The organism is Candidatus Zixiibacteriota bacterium, from assembly GCA_034439475.1.
GTDB lineage: Bacteria > Zixibacteria > MSB-5A5 > GN15 > FEB-12 > JAWXAN01.
Genome location: JAWXAN010000042.1, coordinates 151,371 through 171,689, shown reverse-complemented (window position 1 = coordinate 171,689; position 20,319 = coordinate 151,371). Strand labels below are relative to the sequence as shown.

The 20,319-nt window shown below is 47.5% G+C and carries 20 protein-coding genes and 1 pseudogene; 2 read left to right on the top strand and 19 right to left on the bottom strand.

The features are described from left to right. Nucleotides 1–45: 45 nt before the first annotated feature. The 9 genes and pseudogenes from SGI97_06380 to murJ form a co-directional block, all read right to left on the bottom strand. Complete coding sequence (locus tag SGI97_06380; protein MDZ4723512.1) at nucleotides 46–528, bottom strand: roadblock/LC7 domain-containing protein; 483 nt, start codon at nucleotides 526–528, stop codon at nucleotides 46–48. Between the two features lie 428 nt (nucleotides 529–956). Next, a pseudogene (locus SGI97_06375) lies at nucleotides 957–1,535 on the bottom strand (ADP-ribosylation factor-like protein). 30 nt (nucleotides 1,536–1,565) lie between these two features. After that, complete coding sequence (locus SGI97_06370) at nucleotides 1,566–1,907, bottom strand: roadblock/LC7 domain-containing protein (GenBank protein MDZ4723511.1); 342 nt, start codon at nucleotides 1,905–1,907, stop codon at nucleotides 1,566–1,568. After that, on the bottom strand, nucleotides 1,888–2,910 hold the full coding sequence (locus tag SGI97_06365; protein MDZ4723510.1) for a hypothetical protein: 1,023 nt from the start codon (nucleotides 2,908–2,910) through the stop codon (nucleotides 1,888–1,890). The genes SGI97_06370 and SGI97_06365 overlap by 20 nt, the downstream gene beginning before the upstream one ends. Nucleotides 2,911–2,926: 16 nt before the next feature. Continuing rightward, entirely contained in the window at nucleotides 2,927–3,790 is an 864-nt protein-coding gene (locus SGI97_06360) for a tetratricopeptide repeat protein (protein ID MDZ4723509.1), read from the bottom strand. A gap of 109 nt (nucleotides 3,791–3,899) precedes the next feature. Then, complete coding sequence (locus SGI97_06355; protein ID MDZ4723508.1) at nucleotides 3,900–4,265, bottom strand: hypothetical protein; 366 nt, start codon at nucleotides 4,263–4,265, stop codon at nucleotides 3,900–3,902. Next, nucleotides 4,265–5,470: a DUF4388 domain-containing protein gene (locus SGI97_06350; GenBank protein MDZ4723507.1), complete on the bottom strand. Its 1,206-nt coding sequence runs from the start codon at nucleotides 5,468–5,470 to the stop codon at nucleotides 4,265–4,267. The genes SGI97_06355 and SGI97_06350 overlap by 1 nt, the downstream gene beginning before the upstream one ends. A 109-nt stretch (nucleotides 5,471–5,579) precedes the next feature. Next, nucleotides 5,580–7,904 (bottom strand): ComEC/Rec2 family competence protein, encoded by a 2,325-nt coding sequence (locus tag SGI97_06345; GenBank protein ID MDZ4723506.1) that lies wholly within the window; start codon nucleotides 7,902–7,904, stop codon nucleotides 5,580–5,582. 12 nt (nucleotides 7,905–7,916) lie between these two features. After that, nucleotides 7,917–9,482 (bottom strand): murein biosynthesis integral membrane protein MurJ, encoded by a 1,566-nt coding sequence (murJ, locus tag SGI97_06340; GenBank protein MDZ4723505.1) that lies wholly within the window; start codon nucleotides 9,480–9,482, stop codon nucleotides 7,917–7,919. Nucleotides 9,483–9,556: 74 nt separating this feature from the next. On the opposite strand from murJ, the gene rpsT reads away from it, so the two are divergent. Continuing rightward, nucleotides 9,557–9,811: a 30S ribosomal protein S20 gene (rpsT, locus tag SGI97_06335; GenBank protein ID MDZ4723504.1), complete on the top strand. Its 255-nt coding sequence runs from the start codon at nucleotides 9,557–9,559 to the stop codon at nucleotides 9,809–9,811. Between the two features lie 181 nt (nucleotides 9,812–9,992). On the opposite strand, the gene SGI97_06330 is transcribed toward rpsT, so the two are convergent. From SGI97_06330 to argF, 3 genes are all read right to left on the bottom strand, one after another. Next, on the bottom strand, nucleotides 9,993–10,424 hold the full coding sequence (locus SGI97_06330; protein ID MDZ4723503.1) for a PaaI family thioesterase: 432 nt from the start codon (nucleotides 10,422–10,424) through the stop codon (nucleotides 9,993–9,995). Between the two features lie 90 nt (nucleotides 10,425–10,514). Beyond that, complete coding sequence (locus tag SGI97_06325; GenBank protein MDZ4723502.1) at nucleotides 10,515–11,348, bottom strand: hypothetical protein; 834 nt, start codon at nucleotides 11,346–11,348, stop codon at nucleotides 10,515–10,517. Nucleotides 11,349–11,404: 56 nt separating this feature from the next. Further along, the gene (gene argF / locus SGI97_06320; GenBank protein MDZ4723501.1) at nucleotides 11,405–12,307 is read right to left on the bottom strand and encodes an ornithine carbamoyltransferase; all 903 of its coding nucleotides are present in this window, start codon (nucleotides 12,305–12,307) and stop codon (nucleotides 11,405–11,407) included. A gap of 201 nt (nucleotides 12,308–12,508) precedes the next feature. Here argF and liaF point away from each other — a divergent pair, with 201 nt between their 5' ends. Further along, nucleotides 12,509–13,261 (top strand): cell wall-active antibiotics response protein LiaF, encoded by a 753-nt coding sequence (gene liaF, locus SGI97_06315; protein MDZ4723500.1) that lies wholly within the window; start codon nucleotides 12,509–12,511, stop codon nucleotides 13,259–13,261. A 4-nt stretch (nucleotides 13,262–13,265) separates the two neighbouring features. Here the strand turns inward: liaF and hslU are convergent, their stop codons facing one another. From hslU to SGI97_06280, 7 genes are all read right to left on the bottom strand, one after another. Then, nucleotides 13,266–14,612 carry an ATP-dependent protease ATPase subunit HslU gene (gene hslU / locus SGI97_06310; protein ID MDZ4723499.1) on the bottom strand — a complete coding sequence of 449 codons (1,347 nt, stop codon included), beginning with the start codon at nucleotides 14,610–14,612 and terminating at the stop codon, nucleotides 13,266–13,268. Then, nucleotides 14,609–15,148, bottom strand: a complete 540-nt coding sequence (gene hslV, locus SGI97_06305) for an ATP-dependent protease subunit HslV (protein MDZ4723498.1) — start codon at nucleotides 15,146–15,148, stop codon at nucleotides 14,609–14,611. Before hslV ends, hslU begins: the two co-directional genes overlap by 4 nt. A gap of 14 nt (nucleotides 15,149–15,162) precedes the next feature. Next, nucleotides 15,163–16,074, bottom strand: coding sequence for a tyrosine-type recombinase/integrase (locus SGI97_06300; GenBank protein ID MDZ4723497.1), 912 nt, complete (start codon nucleotides 16,072–16,074; stop codon nucleotides 15,163–15,165). 117 nt (nucleotides 16,075–16,191) lie between these two features. Continuing rightward, nucleotides 16,192–18,480, bottom strand: a complete 2,289-nt coding sequence (gene topA / locus SGI97_06295; protein MDZ4723496.1) for a type I DNA topoisomerase — start codon at nucleotides 18,478–18,480, stop codon at nucleotides 16,192–16,194. Nucleotides 18,481–18,531: 51 nt separating this feature from the next. Further along, on the bottom strand, nucleotides 18,532–18,759 hold the full coding sequence (locus SGI97_06290) for a hypothetical protein (GenBank protein MDZ4723495.1): 228 nt from the start codon (nucleotides 18,757–18,759) through the stop codon (nucleotides 18,532–18,534). A 24-nt stretch (nucleotides 18,760–18,783) separates the two neighbouring features. After that, on the bottom strand, nucleotides 18,784–19,413 hold the full coding sequence (gene gmk, locus SGI97_06285; protein MDZ4723494.1) for a guanylate kinase: 630 nt from the start codon (nucleotides 19,411–19,413) through the stop codon (nucleotides 18,784–18,786). Nucleotides 19,414–19,431: 18 nt separating this feature from the next. Further along, the gene (locus SGI97_06280) at nucleotides 19,432–20,307 is read right to left on the bottom strand and encodes a YicC/YloC family endoribonuclease (GenBank protein MDZ4723493.1); all 876 of its coding nucleotides are present in this window, start codon (nucleotides 20,305–20,307) and stop codon (nucleotides 19,432–19,434) included. Between the last annotated feature and the right edge of the window lie 12 nt (nucleotides 20,308–20,319).

Genomic DNA, 20,319 nt, shown 5'->3' with positions numbered 1-20,319 from the left:
ATGGTGCCGAGATATGCTTTTTCAGATAAAAATCACTGGCATTGGCTAATCCTGAAAAATATCATCCAACTTGGTTTGAGCAATATCCCCGAAGTCCTTCGAAAGTTCCTGCGGTTTGCTCTTGGTCGAGACATCCTGGAAAACCTTGCCAAGCTCGATGGCGGATTCCTTGGCATAGAGTCTCACCATACCGATTGTAGTCCGGTCATCAAAAATGACCACGAGAATCGAACGCTCGCCAACAATCGACATGTGGATATGGTCTTTCTTACCTTGATGAAATAAGACCGAGAATTCCGCTTCACCCACGAGACGGGCGATTTCCTTGGTCGACGCAAATGATCCAGCCAGCAATGCAGCCAGGGCGGTCGTGTCAAGCGAATGTGTGAACCCCTGTCGGGTTATAAGATATCCGTCCTTGTCAACAAGAAGCGCGCATTTTGCATCGGCTCCCTTGAGCATTTTGTTGAGAAGAGCATCGATTTTCGTGATCTCCTCTTCGTAAATTATCAAACTATCGTCAGCCACGTATGCCTCCAGACTTGCTATTTAATACCAAACAATTTTTTTAAGAAGCCGCGCTTTTTCACTTCGTTGCGACGGCGTAAGGACGGCGCCATATGTGGAGAAGTTTTTCCTCCAAAACCGGCGCCACTGTCTTGAGCACTCTCATTTATTCGCTTGTCTCCAATCGCTGAGACTGTAGAGGATTCAGGTCTCCGGGCTACAGCAACCCCAGACCCAGTTGTTCTCTCAACTTTTCCAGTCTGACCCATGCCGGGATATGGCCGAAATGGTTCCGGGGCAGGTTTACCGGCCGGCTCAGCGGCATACGCCGCAGGTGCGGCAGGACTCACTTCGGTTCGCGTGGGTGTGGGATAGTCTGCCGATACTCTCTCAGGCGACGGACGTTCAGCAGCGGTGACCATAGATGCCGGCGCCGAGCGCACACTCGTTTGCTTTGCCTTATCAAGCACCAGCTTGATAATCAGTTTGAGTGTATCGAACACGCCATTTCCGATTGTCGCAGACGCTTCGTACGTCGGACGGCCACGTACGTTCAGACGTTCGTTCAGCTCTTCGACTGAGAGAACTCCCGGTAAATCTCGTTTGTTGTATTGGATGACCATCGGAAGTTCATCAAGATTGTAGCCGTACTCGCAAAGGTTTTCCTCGAGGTTTGTCAGGGACTCGATATTTTCATCCATTTTGCCCGGCTGACTGTCAGCCACGAAAACAAGTCCGTCGACACCTCTTAACACCAACTTACGCGTGGCGTTGTAATACACTTGTCCTGGCACGGTATATAATTGGAATTTCGCGTTGAAACCATTGATCGTGCCTATATTGATTGGCAGAAAATCAAAATAGAGGGTCCGGTCGGCTTCGGTTGCAAGCGATATAAGTTTCCCGCGTGTGGTCTGGGGTACTTTGGCGTGAATATACTGCAGATTTGTCGTCTTACCTGACAATCCGGGTCCATAGTAGACAATCTTGCAGCAGACTTCTCGCGCTGAATAATTTATTGATACCATAGTTCTTTACCCTGTATCGTTAACGAGTTGTTAACAGGCTACCTTCAGTCTGTTGATAGCATGCTTTATTTCGAGCCGTATAAGTCCAATGTTGACCTCTTTTTGAGCCGTCACCACCAAAATGCCCAGTCCGGCATCGGTAAAAAAGAGCTTGGCGTCTTCGGTCTCTATAGTCACCTGTGACAGGGGACTAATGTGCAAACGATCCAGTGACTTTTGGATACTTGCGGTTATCGACGCCGCCAAGGCGCCCACGGTCTCTCCTTCAAGACCGGCTTCGAGGTCTGCGGCAATAAGAATGCCGTCGTTACCGACCACCATCGATCCGGTGATACCAGGCGTTTTGTTCAATTCACTGAGCACTTGATACATATTCATTCTCCGCGTTTATCTCTTCTGACGATCTATATCGCTCGTTGAGATATTTGCTTATAATTTCCATTCCTTGGTGAGTGCGAATATTAAGCACGTCATCACCATACCGCTCGGCAATGACAAGAAGCGTAAAATTGCGATCGCGAGCGGCGATTAATCGTTTATCCTTAAAAATCAAATCAACTTTCTCAAGTCTCTCGCTCTCGAAATCTCCTTTGCACAAAACCTGGGCACTTGAATCAAAGAGCACAAGCGACAATGGGGACCAGTCATCGGCTTTCATATTTCCGCGTGTAAAATTGGAGAGGAGTAAGCCTTCGTTATCAACGACCGCCGCGAGAAGTACTGAGCCATGCTCTCCGATATACCGGGTGGCGCGCTCAAAACCGTTCGGCTCGACATTGGCTTTCAGCTGGCTTGATGGCGAAGTCCATGATGTCTGAGATCGCGCTTCGTCTTTAAGGTAGACCGGGACATGGCCGGAGGATATCGGCATTGAGGACGGCGCATGTGCCGGTCTTGAAACCGATGCGCCAGGACGCGGAGAATAATTTGACTCTGCGATAACCGGATCGACCATTGGACGGACACGGTTTGTTCGATAGAGATCAGCGATGCTTTGCTTCATGACAAAGGGAGTCGAAGCAATATGCAGAAACATCGCCGGGAGATAACTCCACAGAGCGAGCGTCATGGCATTACCTATGGACAAGGAATACGTCAGAGCAATAAGAAGCCCAAGAATTACACCGAGTCCGGTTCGGTACATAAAACAGTAAACGGCTGTTTTGAAGACTTCAAATGACGACAATTTATGGTTGAGAAAAAAGCTCGCCATCCCAAAGTAAATGAATTCGAGGACAACTACGGGCATCGAAAATCTCGCCAGATCCATTCCGAACTGGTCTGGAAATACTATCATCGGCACTATAAGCAACACCAATGAAAAAAGCGTCAGCAATCGTCTACTTTCACTGGATGTTTTCGCAGTCGTTCTCACACTCGCTCCTTTGTCATCAGGACACATAGCCATCGGTAAGGGCGGCAATCTTTGTACGAAGTGTGCCCAGGTTTATTTTCTTATCGCAGGCAAACAGAAAAGATCCGCCATTTACATGGACCATATACAGCAATGGCCCTATAGATTCTAACATAATAGTCTTGCCCGCGCCAAAGAGGATTCTGACTCGCTCTTGAGTCAGGAAGCGGTCAAGTTCGGCAATTGACGCCGCACAGACAGTGGGATCAAGAGGAATTGACCATTCAGAGTCTCCGGGCAGTCCGTCAGGGTTAATAAATAGTGCGGCCTGGATATCCGGTATAGCGACTGCGCGGCTGACAACCTGATGGGCTGTCAGAGATGGAGCCGAGGCAGCTTCAACATTGACCGCCTTTTCAATTACTGCTTTGGATATCTTTTGGCGGCCTGTACCCGACCCACTCATGCCGACGTCCAGTTCCGAAGGAATCTTGAGGGCAATCTCCAACAGTTTCTTTATCTGATCATTATTCGGATCAGACTGATGAAGTCGTCGAAGAAGTTTAATCGCGGCATCGAACTCGCCCCTATAGATGTATATTTCCGCCAACAGGAGCTCGATAACCCGGCTGTTGCCATCGATTGCGATAGCTTTATTTATCTCAGCTTCAGCCCAGTCGTACAAGCCTCTGTCTAAATTAATTTTTGCCATGACCAAGTGCGCTGAACCATATGAAGGATGAATTCGCAATCCACTCTGACAAATGCGAAAGGCCTTCTCGAATTCCCCTTTTTTCCGATACGCTTCTGCCAAAGCCGCAAAAATTTGGGAATTCGGGTCTGTTTCCAGAATTTTCTGGCACTTCTCTATTCGCACGTCAATGTAAGTCGAATCTATCATACTTCAATACTATGTAATGTCTTTCCAAACACTGCCTTAGCGAAACCTCGTCGCATCTGAACTGGCAATGATAAACCGTCCAATTGGTTGTGTCAACTTTAATAACCTTCTACTCTAAAATCCGACGCAATTCAAAGAGCCCGTAAAAGAACAGCCCGCTCATTGCCAGCAAAAGAACGGGCACAATCCAACCTGGAGTAGTGAAAAGTTCGAGATTGTTGCACAGAGTAAAGAATTGGCTGAGCGCCAGAACAATGAACCCGCCAAGGAAAATCTGCCAGCTCTTGCTCAGATGTCCGCCCCGGACCAACTGGACAACCTGGAAACAGACGACAGCACAGGCAGCGGCCGCGACCAGAATGAACAGACTAAGAAAAGCCGGGGGCTGAATAATGGCCGCAATATTAGCCGAGCTGGCTTGCTCTGCTGAAATTGCGATTACCGAAATTGTCAAAAGAATAATCTGTTTCATCATTAACCTCTCACTAATTTTACTACTTTATCCGCGCGTTTTATACTCGTATAGAAACTATCCTCAAGATTGAACCGTTTGACAGCATCGCGTCGCAAAGTGAGCGGGTCGGCAATCTCTTTCTTGACATCGCTCACAGCGTTTTTGAACGCTCCCTCGCCAAGCGTTTGGTATACAAACACCAGTTGCTCGCAAAGCATGCGATCAAGCGAAGACATGACGGTATAGAATCGTATCGCTTGAGGTATTGTTCGCACTGCGGTAAGAAATTTTTCGAAAGGCGGCATGAGGTCTGACTGTGGATCGACACCCGTAAAGAAATTCAGAATCCCGCTGCGATATTGACTTGCGAAATTCGAGAAGCCTGAGTTATGCTCTCCGAACATTTCCTGGACATGCGATCTGATTTGGAAAAAGCAGTTGCTGTAAAGCTGGAAAACAACCGCAAGTATAACTTCCTCTTCATCCTCGTGATGGACTTCTGCAACTGTCTCGCGACGCCCTACCACCTCTACGAGGTTATCGACAATAAGCTTGTACAAGGCGCGGCAGGTCACAAACTCGCCCATTGACGAGTGGTCGATGAGCTCAGTCATCGTGCGTTCGCCGTTTATGAGAGCCAACATTCGGAATTCATCGAGAGTCAGCACAACTTCATCCGAATGCGTTTTAGGAGATGATGATAGACGAAGCAAGGATTCGTCTGGCGGGAGCACCTTTTGAATCTCAAGCCACTCATCTATTCGGCGGGTGCCTTCCATAATGACAGTCATCGTGCTCAGCTCAATGAAAAACTGGGCATTCTTTGGAGACGCTCCTTCATGAAAGATGAAGTCTCCTTCTCTCCACGAAAATAAGTTATAGACTGTTTCTTCGATCTGAAGCTTTAAGCACTCTCCGACTTCCTGCTTTTCGAAGAGATTCATATCCATGAGCGTCGTGCCCAACTGGCGACCGGTCTGCTTATGTAAGAGAATCGCGCGCTCCAAATCCGTCTTTGAAATGCGCCCGCGTTTGAGAAGCATTTGCCCCAGCAGATCTTCACTGCTGTTGACGCTTGATGCGTAGGTGATGTTGCCATCCTTGAATGCGACTTCCTTCTGTCGGGTATTGGTTCTGCATTCAAGAATACCTGTTTTCTTGCCCGTCGCCAGCAATTGAAGAATGTCGGGGAAAGCGACTGTCTTAAGATTTCCGGATAGGCTCATCGTTTAGTTCCATTCGGCCAGATTTTTACATACTTAGTCCATTCCGAGTTACTCGAATTAAGTATCGGGCGAAAAGACATATTCCTTAAGCGAAAAGACCGTTTAGATGTCAGCGAATTATATAGCCTGCTTGGGAATGCGCTCGAAAGGTGATTGAGCCCCGACGACGCATATCAATCACATACTGCGGAGGCTCATTGTCAACACTGACTGACAATGCGTCGGATGTCGAGAACTCACTCTGTTCAATCATTGAACAAATCAGAAGGTCATAGCCGAGTTCGTGGAGGGCTATCCACTCGTCAGCCGACAACCGAGAGCCTGAGCCGATGACAAGAATTGTTTGTTTTTTCGGCAAGACCACCTGAAAATGCTCCGGCGTAAGTTTATGCGTCACAATCAGCAATGAAATGCTGTCATTTCGAATGACCCCTAATAAGCCAGGAAAATGCCCGACAGAGTTGACAGGCTGACTCAAGGGGCCTCGAGAATAATACTGAATGTTGAATTGATTCGCAGAGAAGAAATCTCGGGTAAGAATATCGGTTACGCTTGCTTGAAGATCATTTGGAAACCAGAGCGCTTCTGTTGATGTCTTGTTGGCCAGACGGATAACATCGTCGATGCCGCCAAAGCCGGCGGTCACAACAAATAGATTTTTCAAGGCTGAAAACTTTTCTGCAGTAATAAGCGGTAGAAGAATCCGTTCATCCTGAAGATAATCCCGTGCTACGATTCCGGTAAGGTATAGATCGGCTGTGCCGGCTCCTTCCCTGCCTGTCATGACAGCCAATCCTGATTGGAGGGTTGTCACGGCGATAATATCCAACTGATGCCGTTTGGCGCTCATAACCGCCGGTACAAATAATGTATTCAGAAGCACGAACAACACGATAACTGCGTAGCGGCGAATGGACTTTTTGCCCAACGAGAAAACTGTGAGGACAATGAAAAGATATAAAAGAGCGAAGGCTGTAATTCCGAAGATACTTTCGTTCTCACCGCCAAACCGTAGCATTGGGAGGTGCTCATGTCCAAACATATTTAGGAGATACAGCCCGAAAACCAGAAGAGCATTAACCAGACTGCCAAGAAACAAACCCAATCCCGGCCAGGCAAGAAAAGCGACAATGACAACCAGTGAGCCGATTACAGCCAATGAAACGAGCGGCACGAGAAAAATATTTGCGGCAATCGAGATTAGCGGAACGGCACCAAAATAAAAGGCTATCAATGGAGCCGAGCAGATTTGCGCGACCAACGAAACAATAAGCGGAATCATCAGGAACCGGAACCAGAGTGCCTGTCCACGCTGCTTGGATTTGCCCAAAACCTCAATTATAGGCGGTACGAGTAGTATAAGTCCCCACGCTGTTACAAAAGAAAGCTGGAAGCCAATATCAAATAGTTGGCCCGGATCATAGACCAGAATAATAAGTGCGGCCAAGGCAATAATGTTGGTGAGACTTACTTTTCTCCCCATGAGCCTTGCGATAATAACCAGAGCGGCCATAACCGACGCTCGCACGACCGACGGTTCGCTGTATGAAACAAAGGTGAAGAGAAGCAGCACAATAAGCAGAACGATGCCTCGCTTGATGGGTTTTATCGGAAACGGACGCATGATAAGCATGAAAAAAAGAAGTACCAAGGCTACATTCGATCCGGAGACCGCCAACAAATGCAAAGTACCAGTCTCCCTGAAAAGCGTATAGACGTCTTGGGAAATATCGCGGGTATGACCAATAAGAAAACCCGATGCAAGCGCTGCGGCTTGCGGTGACAAGGTTGATTGGAATGTATTGAGGGTACCGTTTCGCAGTTTATCTATTGCCGCAAAATAACCGCTCTGTGACCTGCGCTCAAGTTTAACGTTCAAGATGCTGGAAAGATAGACCGTGCCAGATATTCCTTTAAGCCTTAGAAAACGGCCATAATTAAAACCTGTCTTTACCTCTCTTGAACTTACCGGATAGATACGCCCGAAGAAATGTACCCGGTCCCCCCGCTGGAGCGCCGTTGTCGTATCGGCAACTTTAAGCAAAATGCGGCCGTTGACACGCACGCTGCTTTTAGAAGCAACCGAGTCGATTTCGATTGTCAATTCTGTCCGGTTTGCTTTCATGTCAGGCCACTCAACAATTTTACCCGAAATATGAACGATTTCTTTGGCATTTATCACGGCGCTGATATTATTCGGTCCGTGATCGACAACCCGCACCGTGTAATATGAACCCGCCCAAAAACAGAGCGCAAAGGCAAAAAAGAATATAGAAGCCGTTTGTAAATCCTTCGTAAAGAAAATCAAGGCGCCGACTAGGCCAATAAGTCCAAACAAGAGGTATGTCCACGCCGAAAGGCTGATGCTGTCCGCCAGGGTAATACCCAGCACGAGCATCACCAAAGGGAAAAGAGTGGGAAACTTCCTCAGCATTTCATTTTCCGTCTACCGTTTGAGTTTTATGATTCGCTGGGCGAGACTATTAAGCGAATGTATTTTTAATGCAGCGCCAAGGCCGACGAATAGAAGCAGAGCAACAAACATCGGGATAAACAGATTTGCCATTCTTTCAACGAGAACTGATGAGTGAACAAATTGATCGACTGGAATCAGGTTTGCGATATAGAAAGCCAGAAGTGAGGCAAGCAATATTTTGAGCCATTCAACCATGAGCCGCTCAACCGGGACAGGGACGCCTTTGCGAGGGAGCAGATACAGTAGCAAACCGAAATTCAGCAGAGCGGCCAGCGAAGTAGCGGCGGCGAGTCCGGCGAAGTCCAGTATACGGATAAGTGGGTAATATAATGCTAAATTGACACCAACTGAAATAACCGAGACGATCATCGGCAATTTTGAGTCGCCCAATGCGTAAAAGATCGGAACCGTCACTCGGACCGCCGCAAAGCCTATCAGGCCGTAGGAATAGTGAAGAAGTGTAAGCGCCGTGCCATCAACTGCCGTCTCCGTAAACGCTCCCCATTGATAAATAAGAGTGACCAAATCGCGGCCCATGATTGCCAGAAAGACAGTCGATGGGATAATCAAAAGCATATTCACATTGATGGTCTTCTCAAACGAGTCCGCGAGTTCTGTGATTTTACCATTGACGACAAGCTCTGTGAGTCGGGGAAGCGCTACTGTCCCAAGGGCTACTGCAAAGACGCCGAGTGGAAAATGCATGAGGCGAAAGGAATAGTTCAAATAAGAGATAGAGCCTTCAATAAGAAACGAGGCCAACAATGTACTCACAAGGATGTTTATTCTGCCTGCTGAGAGCCCTATCACTATCGGCGTGAACAGGCGCAGAATCTTTCTGAGGTCTTCGTTAAAAAACTCAAGTCGAAAGCGGGGCCTGAAACCAATCTTATGTAACTGAGGCAGTTGTATAACAAGCTGGGCAAATCCCCCGACAAGAACGCCAATGGCGAGCGCGTAGATGGGCGTGTCCATAAAGGCGTAGAGAATAATCAATGTGGCAATCGAACCGATATTGAACATCGCCGATGAGAAAGCCGGAACGCCGAACCGTCCAAATGAGTTTAGGATTCCCATCACTAAGGCGCCAACCGAAACTAAAAGCAAAAAAGGAAACATTACTCTTGTGAGAGAAACGGTGAGTTCATATTTCATTGGGTCGCTGGTAAAGCCATGAGCTGTGAGAAATATTATGGCCGGTGACGCCAAAATACCGAGCAACGTAACAAGGCCGACGACCAAGATGAGAAAAGTCATAACGACATTGACGAGTCTGAAAGCCTCGGGCTCAGTTGATTTTACCAGCTTTTCCTTGAAAACCGGCACAAAAGCCGATGAAAGAGCTCCCTCCGCGAACATATCTCGCAAAAGATTGGGAATCCGAAATGCCGTGAAAAAGGCATCGGTCGCTGTGGAAGCCCCAAAATAGTAAGCTATTACCTGTTCACGAATTAGCCCGGTTATACGTGAGACAAAGGTCGCGATGGAGACCAACCCAACAGAACGGGCAAATGACTTTGTGGTTAGTTTACTCATTGACAAGCCGAAACTTCTGTATATATTTGTAGGTTATAATTGAATAGTTTGTGTGAAATTGAAAGGATAACCATTTGCCAAATCATAAGTCGTGCAAAAAACGTATGAAGACCTCTGAGAGGGCTCGTACTCGTAATCGATCGATGCGAACAGCCCTCCGTTCGGCGCTCAAAGCAGTTCGAGGCGAAAAAGACAAGAGCGAAGCGACAAAAAGGCTCTCCGAAGCTACTGTCATTCTTGATAAAGCCGCCGCAAGCGGTCTTATACATAAAAGGAATGCCGACCGCAATAAATCGCGGTTGTCTCTCTTTATTCAGAAGCTCGGTTAATTTAGCTAACATCTTTAGGCTTCAAGCTGGAGTTCTCAAAGATTTCCAAGCCGTCTCCAATATCATCGTTTGGAACGGCTTTTTTATTTCTACACAACCTACGTAGAAGTTCAGGGCTTTTCAACTATAAGTATTTTGGATCCGACAGAACTGACCGTGACCAGAACAGTGTTTACGTCAGCTAATCGATTGAATGTAGCAGAAGCTCGTGCAGATGGTTTTTGACCCGAAGGTATTTCCCGGTCGCTTTCGCATACACTTTTGAGTCTTTGCCAACAGCGTTGGCTTCGCAGAGGAAGAGTCTTCCCCGTTCCTCAATAACTTTGCCGGTAATAGTCAACGAAGCTCCAGTTTTAACCGGCAGCAAGTAGTTGGTCGTCATTTCAGCGGTCATTACATATATTCCTCGGGCCAACAAAGCTTTAACCATGACTTCATCAAGCAGACCGGCCATCACACCGCCATGAAAAATTCCCTTATATCCTTCGAATAAGATATCCGCAGTGATTTCCGTGAATGCCTTATCGCCGTCGTAATAGAACCGAGCCTTGACGCCGCTGTTGTTGAGATCACCGCAAATAAAACAACCGCTGTATTTGATTATTTCTTTCATAGAATTGCCTTAAAACTTGTCATTCATCAGTTGAAAAACAAATAAAAAAACCCCGCGGTCGGGGCTTTACGAGTCGTTGACACATTTGTCTTAGTTTGCGACAGTGCAGAAATCTGTGACGTAGTTAGCTGATTGTTCGCCGCGAGTCACGGTAACTGTAGCTGAACCATTATCAAAGACAACATCGATTGTCCATGAGGTCGAAACCGGGGCAATCACGAGGTTATCGTAGGTATATTCGAGGTTGACCTGCACCGTACCCGATGTCGGACAACCTTGATTCCAATTTCCTTCGCCTCGGCTAACCATCAGTTCGCTCACAGTAACGTCCATATCAAAGTCAAACCACTCGGTTGAAGCGCCAGTCACCTTCTTCTGGGACAACTCAAATAATTTTGTTCCATTGACTGTGGCCATATCGGTGTCTAAGTCCGTAATATCGACGCTTGACCGGATCTGACCAATGCGATAGCTGACTGTTGTATCGGTGATATTCTGCTGGAGGATATGACGGTAGCTAACGGCATCTGCTCCAACTGCGTTGGACTGAGGATTGCCACCTTCGAGATACTGGATGGAATCAATTTTGATCGTGGTCGTTCCGAGGGCAAGTTTGCTGAGGAAGAGAACCGTCCACCCGCCACCGGTATCTACTGAGTCAGCGGGCTGAGGGTTATACAGGACATCATCAAGATCCTCGATTGAAGTCGGTGTTGCTGACTCAAATCCGTCGTTGATAAGCCCAAGCAGGTTATCAACCGATTGACCGACTTCGGCCGTTACGGCCACATAGGCGGCTTCGTCAGTAAAGCCAAGGGGTGTTTCGATAGGGTTGTTCTTATCGTCGCCGCACCCTGAGATGACGGTAACCGAGACAATAAGAAGGGCCAAACCCCGCAGTTGGGACAATGTGCGGACGCGCATAGAGCGACTCCTTTCAAAAAGTGGTGCCCTCCATTAGCCGGATAGCGCGTCGATGCCTATTGCAACAGAAAAACCATGATGGCCTTCTGAATATGAAGCCTGTTCTCGGCCTGGTCGAAGACAACAGATTGCGGGCCATCCATGACCTCATCGGTTATCTCTTTTCCTCTCTCAGCCGGAAGACAGTGCATAACAATTGCCGATCGATTCGCCCCTGCCAACAACGAGCTATTTACTTGAAACTTCCTTAATTTCCTCTCTTTTTCTTCAGCCAGATGTTTCTGACCCATTGAGGCCCAAACATCGGTATAGACAACATCGGCATTGGCAACGGCTTCTTTAGGATCGCCGGTAATGGTCACTTTACTTTGACTGTTGGTCTTTGCAAGCGCGACCAGCTCAGGCTCAGGCTGGCAATCCTGATCGGTGCCTATGCGAAGGTCTATAGGAATTAAGGAAGCAAGATTCAGCCAGCTGTTGGCCATATTGTTGCCGTCTCCAAGATAGGCAATGCTGAATCTTTCTTTTTTGGAGAGGTGCTCGATGGCGGTGAAATAATCGCCAAATATCTGACACGGATGTAATAAATCGGTCAGGCCATTTATCACCGGCACTGAGGCATATTTTGCAAGCTCATCGACATCGGACTGAGCGAATGTCCTAATCATAATGAGGCCGACATAGCGGGATAAAACCCTTGCGGCATCGGCAATAGTTTCACGTTTGCCGAGTTGTATCTCGCCATCAGTAATATAAATCGGCGAGCCCCCGAGTTCGGAGATTCCGACTTCAAATGAGATTCGGGTGCGAAGTGATTGTTTTGTGAAAATGCAGGCGACGGATTTATTCTCCAATGGCCGTGGCGCAATCTCTTTCTTTTTCATCTTTGCGCAAAGATCGAACAGTTGATGGCATTCTTTAGATGAGAGGTCAGTTTCGCGAGTAAGTGAGCGAGCCATGAAAATCTCCTATACGGATAACTAGTCTGAATCAATTTTTGCAAAATAAATGGGCTGAAAGAGCCAATGTCAAGCAGTGGTCTATCTCGTTTATGGTCGAATTGCTAATCACAGACTTTACGGAGAATAATCGGCTGCCTCTTTGCGCCGATAACAGCTTGCCAAACGTAACTCTGCACTCGATATTACGTATCTGTTACTATGACACAAAAAGTTACTTTTGGCATAATTCTCATTCTCGTCGGAGGATTACTCTTCCTCCGAAGTCTTGATATTCTATGGTTCGACTTGAGCGAACTCCATCGCTTTTTCTGGCCGCTATTATTCATATCTGTCGGAGCTTGGTTGATGGTTCGAAAACGGCGCTTCCTCGAAAATGAGCAGACAATGCCCGGCAGAGTTGCAAACCAATCCGGGGTTTTGACCCCAATCCCGAGTATTCTTTCAGGACCGATACCTCCAGACATACCTCAGCCATCGTCGCCAAACATCCCGATTGCGCCTCTGTATTCGCCGGGCGCCTCCATTCCGCCTTTTTCGAGCAACACCAGACTTTCCGAGGCTCCGCGAGTCAAAGAGTCCGGGAAAATAATCTTCGATAAATTCATGGGGGATTTGTATGTCGATTGCTCCGGGATGGATATGCAGAATGTCGAGGTCTCAACCGTGCTTGGATCAGTTGAGATACGGCTCCACGGGTGCAGGCTTTCGAAAGGATTGAATAGGTTAATTATTTCTGGATTCATGGGTGAGATCGTGATATTCGCCCCGGCTGACCTACCGATATACTCGCACAGTTCAAGTTTTGCGGGATCATTGGAAATATTTGGCAAGAAATCATCGGGCATTGGAAACAATGTCGATGTGCAAACCTCGAACTATGCGACCGCTGACTCTAAATTATATATTTCCACAAATCATTTCGTGGGCGCAATCAAAATTATTACGATCTAATGATCTACAGGATATACCTACTCAAATCCTGATTTTCTACAATATTTGACAGTCGCGACTCGACAGTTTTGTCGGTAATAGTCAGTTTCTTTTTTTTGAGCGGCGGCTCAAAGAGAATATCTTCAAGCAAAGTTGTCATTACCGTATGAAGCCGCCGCGCGCCAATATTTTCTGACTGCTGATTAACCCGCTCGGCAATGTCTGCAATCTTGGCAATTGCACCGTCAGTAAACTCCAACTGAATGCCTTCAGTCAGCATCAATGCCTGGTATTGCTTAATGAGAGCCGTTTTGGGTTCAGTCAGGATTCGCACAAAATCTTTACCAGTAAGCGAATCGAGTTCGACACGGATTGGAAAACGTCCCTGAAGCTCAGGAATCAAGTCCGACGGACTTTTACCATGAAAGGCACCGGCGGCAATGAAAAGAATGTGGTCGGTGCGAACCAAACCATATTTGGTTGAAACCGTTGACCCTTCGATAACAGGCAGAATATCTCGCTGAACGCCTTGGCGGCTGACATCCGGACCGCCGGAAGTGCCGTCGCTAACAATTTTATCAAGTTCATCAATAAAGATAATCCCTGACTGTTGAGCGCGGCCCAGAGCTTCGGTGATGACATCGTCCATATTGACCAGTTTGCCCATCTCTTCCGTGAGCAGATACTTTCGGGCCTCTTTTATTACCATCGTGCGCCGCTTTGACTTCTTCGGCATCATCCCGCTGAACATTTCCTGAACATTCATCCCGAGCTCTTCCATCCCCATCGGAGAAAATATCTCGAATACAGGATAATTTGATTGAGGAGTATCAAGCTCGATCTCATGTTCATCAAGCATGCCTGAGAAAAGCTTTGCCCGAAGCTTGGCTCGAGTCGCGACGCGTGAATCAATCAGCTGATCGGATGCTTGCCTCGCCCTTGAAGTTCTTGAAGGTGGCCCCATAAGCAAATCGAGCAAACGTTCATCTGTTCTTTTTTGAGCTTTCTCCTTTACAAACTCAAACTTTTCAGTCTTGACCATATTCACCGCGATATCAATCAAATCGCGGATCATTGACTCGACATCTCGTCCTACATAACCCACCTCGGTGAATTTTGAGGCCTCGACCTTCATAAACGGCGCACCAGCCAGATCGGCCAATCGTCGCGCTATCTCTGTTTTGCCGACTCCGGTGGGTCCAATGAGAATAATATTATTCGGCATGATTTCATCACGGATATCTTCTGCGGCGTTTTGGCGCCGCCAACGGTTACGAAGGGCAATCGCGACTGATTTTTTTGCGTTATCCTGGCCCACAATATATTTATCAAGGTGTTCAACTATCTCTTTGGGCGTGGGGTATTTGTTCATTTAATAGTTTCCACACTGATATGATTGTTTGTGTAAACGCATATATCGGCAGCGATTTCCAATGCGCGCCGTGCGATCTTATCAGCCGTCAATTTAGGATTCGCCCAGATAATTGCCCGCGCAGCGGCAAGGGCGTAGACGCCGCCAGAGCCAATGGCGACAATACCGTCGTCCGGCTCAACCACGTCCCCATTTCCGCTGATAAGCAAAACATGCTTGCCGTCGGTCACGGCGATGAGAGCTTCAAGCGTCTGCAGGGCCTTGTCGGTGCGCCATTCCTTCACAAGTTCGACCGATGCCCGCTGAAGATCGTTTGAGTATTCTCCAAGTTTTTTCTCGAAAATCTCAAAGAGCGCGAGGGCATCACCTGCGGTTCCGGCGTAGCCGGCCAGTATTTTTCCGTCATTTATCGTGCGTATCTTCATGGCCGTGCGTTTGATGATGGTGTCTTCAACTGAAACCTGGCCGTCGCCTGCAATGGCGGCCTTGCCGTTGTGCAACACTGCTATGATTGTTGTGCTTCTCGTCTTCTGCATTTTTCTTTCCATAGTTAGGTCTTCGACCCTGAGCGCGGATGAGCCGTGCGATAAACCTGCTTCATTTTTTCAACTGTCACATGGGTATATTTTTGTGTTGTCGACAATGAAGAGTGTCCCAGAATCTCTTTAATCAATACCAAATCTGCGCCATTTTCAAGCAAATGAGTGGCGAACGAATGCCGCAGCGTGTGCGGAGTCAGACTGCTTCCGCATGATTTCGCAAACTGCTTGACAAGTCTGTCAACTGATCTAACTGACAAACCCTCCCCGTCCTTATTCAGGAAAAGTCTGCCTGAGTTTGTGTGTAGTTTCGCTAAAAACTCTTCCCGCTTCGTAATGTAGCTCTGCAAATCAGTCACCGTTGCCGGGCCGACTGGCACTATACGCTCTTTGTTTCCCTTACCGATCGTTGTCACAAGACCGCGAGAGAGATCAAGTCTGGAGACTGTCAATTCGGCAAGCTCTTCTCGTCTCAAACCGGTAACATACAACAGAGCAAGCATCGTGTAATCTCGAACATAACTGTATGTTGATTTGTCTTCGCGCGTATTCTCATGCGAGAAGAAGTTTGCGGCTTCGGCCTGCGATACAAAAGAAGGCAAAGCCGAAGAGTATTTGATTTTCGGCAATACGAAGATATAATCCTTCGTGTGCGGCTTGGTCGCCAGGAATTGTTGAAATGATGAAACTGCTGAGAGAAATCTGGCTATGGAACGATTGGATACTTTGGCTTCGGATCGTTTTCTCAGATACAACCGGAGGAAAAGCGGATCATTTTTCTTCGATGTCGGTAGCAGTGTATATTGACTCTCGCAGAACTCAAGCCACGGTGTCAAATCCCGTGTGTAAGCCTCAATTGTCTTTGAAGCTCTCTTTTGAGTCCCTAAAAACCTTAAATACTCTCCCAACGCCTTGTGTAGCATAGTGTGAGAATATCGCAAACCTCAACGCTGGTCAAGCGGTTTCACGCGCGTTGGATTATCACAGGGAAAGCCCGGTCAGTGCAGGCGTCAAATGTATGAGGGCAAATGAGGAAACGCTTATGCGACGGTCTTCACGACTGGTGTGTCCTCAGACATCTCATGTCTGCATTCAGGGCAGCGGAAATAATCGCCCTTGGCTTTAGATATTTTCTGAAGCACATAGACATGTTTGCAGACCGGGCAGGGTTGATTTATTGGTTTATCCCATGAAGCGAAATCGCATTTAGGATAACTTGTGCAACCATAGAAAAGCCGTTTGGTTTTTGTCTGCTTTTCAAGAATCTTACCGCCACAGCCAGGCTTCGGGCAACTGATACCAAGAGTGACCGGTTTGGTTGATTTACATTCCGGATAGCCGGAACAGGCAAGGAAACGTCCAAACCGTCCAGTTTTAATAACCATCGCAGAGCCGCATTTTTCGCATTTTTCATCACTGTGCGTTTTTGCTTCATCTTCAGGAAGCGGCTTTGTGGACTTGCATTCCGGATAACCGGAACAGGCCAAAAAGCGTCCATTGCGTCCCATTTTGATAATCATCGGCTGGGCGCATTTATCGCACGGTATGTCAGTGACTTCCGTCATTGACGCTTTTATATCTTTTTCCTTACCCTTGAGCCCATTGAGGGTTTTGATGAATGGCTTATAAAAGTCTTTCAGAACTTTCACCCAATCATCTGTTCCTTCTTCGACCAAATCGAGCTCTTTTTCCATGCTTGCAGTAAATGCAACATTGAACAGATCAGGGAAATTCTCAACCAAAATCTTATTGACAGTCGTGCCGAGATCTGTCGGACGGAGCCTTTTCTGCTCAAGTTCGGCGTATTTTCTATCTTTGAGCGTCGAGATAATACTTGCGTAAGTCGACGGTCGCCCGATACCATCGGATTCCATCCGTTTTACAAGCATGGCCTCGGAATAGCGAGCTGGCGGTTTTGTGAAGGACTGCACCGGATCAAGCTTCAAAAGGGTCAATAGCTCATCAACCTTCAAGTCGGGTAGTTTCTGGCTATCATCCTCGTCGACACTCTCATCGGCCTCGCGTCCCTCATGATAAATACGAAGGAAACCATCAAAGCGGATTTTCTGTGCCGAGGCGCGGAAAAGATAATTGCCAGCGGTGATATCGACAGTTTCGACGTCAAAGATCGCCGGATTCATCTGCGATGCGATGAAACGATTCCAAATTAATGTATAGAGCTTTAATTGCTGGGGAGAAAGATGCTTCTTCACTTTCTCAGGGCTCAAATCCAGATAGGTCGGACGAACGGCTTCGTGAGCATCCTGAGCATTCTTCTTACTGCTGTACTGGATTGCTTTCTCTGGCAGATATTCCTTGCCGAACTCTTTGCCAATCATGGCCCGTACATTTTTGAGCGCTTCATCGGAGACGCGTGTAGAATCGGTACGCATGTAGGTGATTAAACCCGTCGGGCCGTCTTGGCCAATTTCGATTCCTTCGTAAAGCCCCTGCGCGACACTCATTGTCTGCTTTGGTGAAAAGCCATATACTTTTGCGGCCTCCTGCTGAAGTGTGGAAGTAATAAAAGGAGGCAGCGGACGGCGGACGCGCTCGCTCTTGGTGATGTCAGAGACAGTATATTTTTGTCCTTTAAGCTCGGCGACAATCTTATCGGCTTCCGCCTGTGTGGTAATGACAATTTTCTTGGGTCCGGCTTCGCCTGCTCCTACGACAGTTTTGCCGTCAATTTTGAACAGTTGCGCGGTGAATTTTTGCTTTTTACCAGTTGCAAGCTGCACGGAAATCTTCCAGTATTCTTCCTGGATGAATGCTTTAATCTCTTCTTCACGTTCACATATAAGTCGAAGCGCTACCGACTGCACTCTGCCAGCCGATAGATTTCGCGCGACTGTTTTCCAGAGGAATGGGGAAACAGAATAGCCGACGAGCCGGTCGAGAACTCTGCGGGCTTGCTGGGCATTGACCAAATTGATATCGATATCTCGAGGATTCTTGATTGCCTCAGTCACGGCTGATTTTGTGATTTCATTAAATGTCACACGAAGAAACGATGCCTTGACTCCCTTTCCTTTAAGGCTATTGGCCAAATGCCATGCAATAGCCTCTCCTTCGCGGTCAGGATCAGGGGCAAGATAGACAGTTGTCGCGGACTTGGCGGCCTTCCTGAGTTCGGCGATGATCTTTTCTTTTCCTTTGATTATCTCATATTGAGGTTCAAAGTTATTTTTGACATCGACGCCAATTTTCGATTTTGGCAAATCGACGACATGTCCCACGCTTGAAAGAATCTCAAAATCCTTGCTCAGAAATTTCGCAAGGGTCTTGGATTTGGCGGGAGATTCAACTATTACTAAGTTTTTAGCCATAACCACATTCCTGTGTGAAAGTAAGCGACTACCTAAGGAGACCTATTGTACTTACTTCGACTCCGGACGTACAAACTTTACTTTGCCGTCCATAAGATCCTGAAGTGAGACCATCGTGATCTTTCTTCCGTCAATGTCGAAAGAGCCGCCTTCTTCAAGCTTTGCCATCTTGAGTAGCCGCTGAGAGTTAAGATGACGGGCATGTTGAGCGGCAATAATTACGGCTTCATACCGGTTACGGGTGACCTTTTCCAGGCCATCGATAGACAGATAAGGCATGATTTCTCCTCTTGTATGCGCTCTCTAACGAGCGAGTTTAGCTAATTGTTCCTCGTCAAGCCGTTCAATCCGGCAGGGGTGCGCCTCGATTACGGCAAGTACTTTTTGGACAGCGGTTTTAAGGTCGTCATTTATTACCGCATAATCAAATCCATAATCACGAAATGACTGCATTTCTTTAGTTGCGTTCCGAAATCTCAAAGCGAGCTGTTCCTTCGTTTCGGTTCCTCGCCGGTGAAGTCTTTTCTTCAGCGCAACCGCCGAAGGGGGTAAAATGAAAATCGCAATCGCATCAGGATAGGCCTGTTTCAGACGGGCCGCCCCTTGGACGTCAACATCAAGCAACATCACTCCGCCTGAGCGTCGAGCACTGTCAATCGGATGGCGTGGGGTTCCGTAGTTATACAAGTGCACCTTAAAATGTTCCGCGAAGAAGTCTCTGCTTACCAATTCCTGAAATTTAGCATCATCGATGAAATAATACTCTCGGCCCTCACGCTCTCCCTTGCGACGCGCACGGGTGGTATACGATACTGAAAACGTCCAGCCTGATCTCTTTCGGGTCGAAGTCAGGAGTTTACGGCAGATCGACGTCTTTCCGCCCCCGGACGGAGATGACAGAATCACAAGACGACCCAGTTTTTTGCTGCTCAACGCCGAATCCCCTGATGCCTACTCGACATTCTGAACAAGCTCACGAATTTTCTCGAGTTCTTCTTTTAGCGATATAACCAAAGTTGAGACGCCAAACTCAGCCGATTTGGAACCCATGGTGTTTGCCTCGCGGTTCATTTCCTGTAAAATGAAATTGAGGCGCCGCCCCACGGCTTCCTTATCTTTTAACGCTTGGCGGTACTGGTCTACATGCGAGCGGAAGCGCACGCATTCTTCTGTGATATCGGTGCGATCAGCAAACATTGCAATCTCTTCTTCCAGCCTACTTGACTCACGAAGCGGCACTTCAAGGAGCTCTTTTATTCGCAGGCGCAGTTTCTCCGCATAGTTCGGAACCGCACTCTCAGCAGTCTTTTCAATTGTATCAACCAATTTAGCCATAAGGTCAAGCCGCTTTTTCATATCGGCGGCCATCGCCAGTCCTTCGCTTTTCCGCATCGAGTTTAACTCAGTGATCGCGGACTCAGTCACTTTTTTAAGCGAAGTCCACACGACATCCAAATCCACATCTTCAGTGTCAGCCTGAACGACTTGGGGGAAAACAAGGAGGTCAGACACAGTCAACTCGCCTGTAAGTTTGAGCTCTTTCTGCAATTGTCGAATCTGCTTGGCATAGGCGGTTGCGGCAGTTGTGTTTAACTGATATTTCTTTGGTGCGTCATCGGCATCCTCAAGGGATAGATAATAATGCACTTTACCGCGCTCGAGGTGTTCGTTAAGTAACTGCCGTACTTTTGCTTCAAGTGGTGAAAGGTGGCGCGGGAGGCGGAGTGAGAACTCCAAAAAACGATTATTCACGGTTGATATCTCAACCAGAAACTTTTCTTTGCGGCTTTTTAGTTCGGCACGCCCGAACCCGGTCATCGAATACATATATAAGTACCC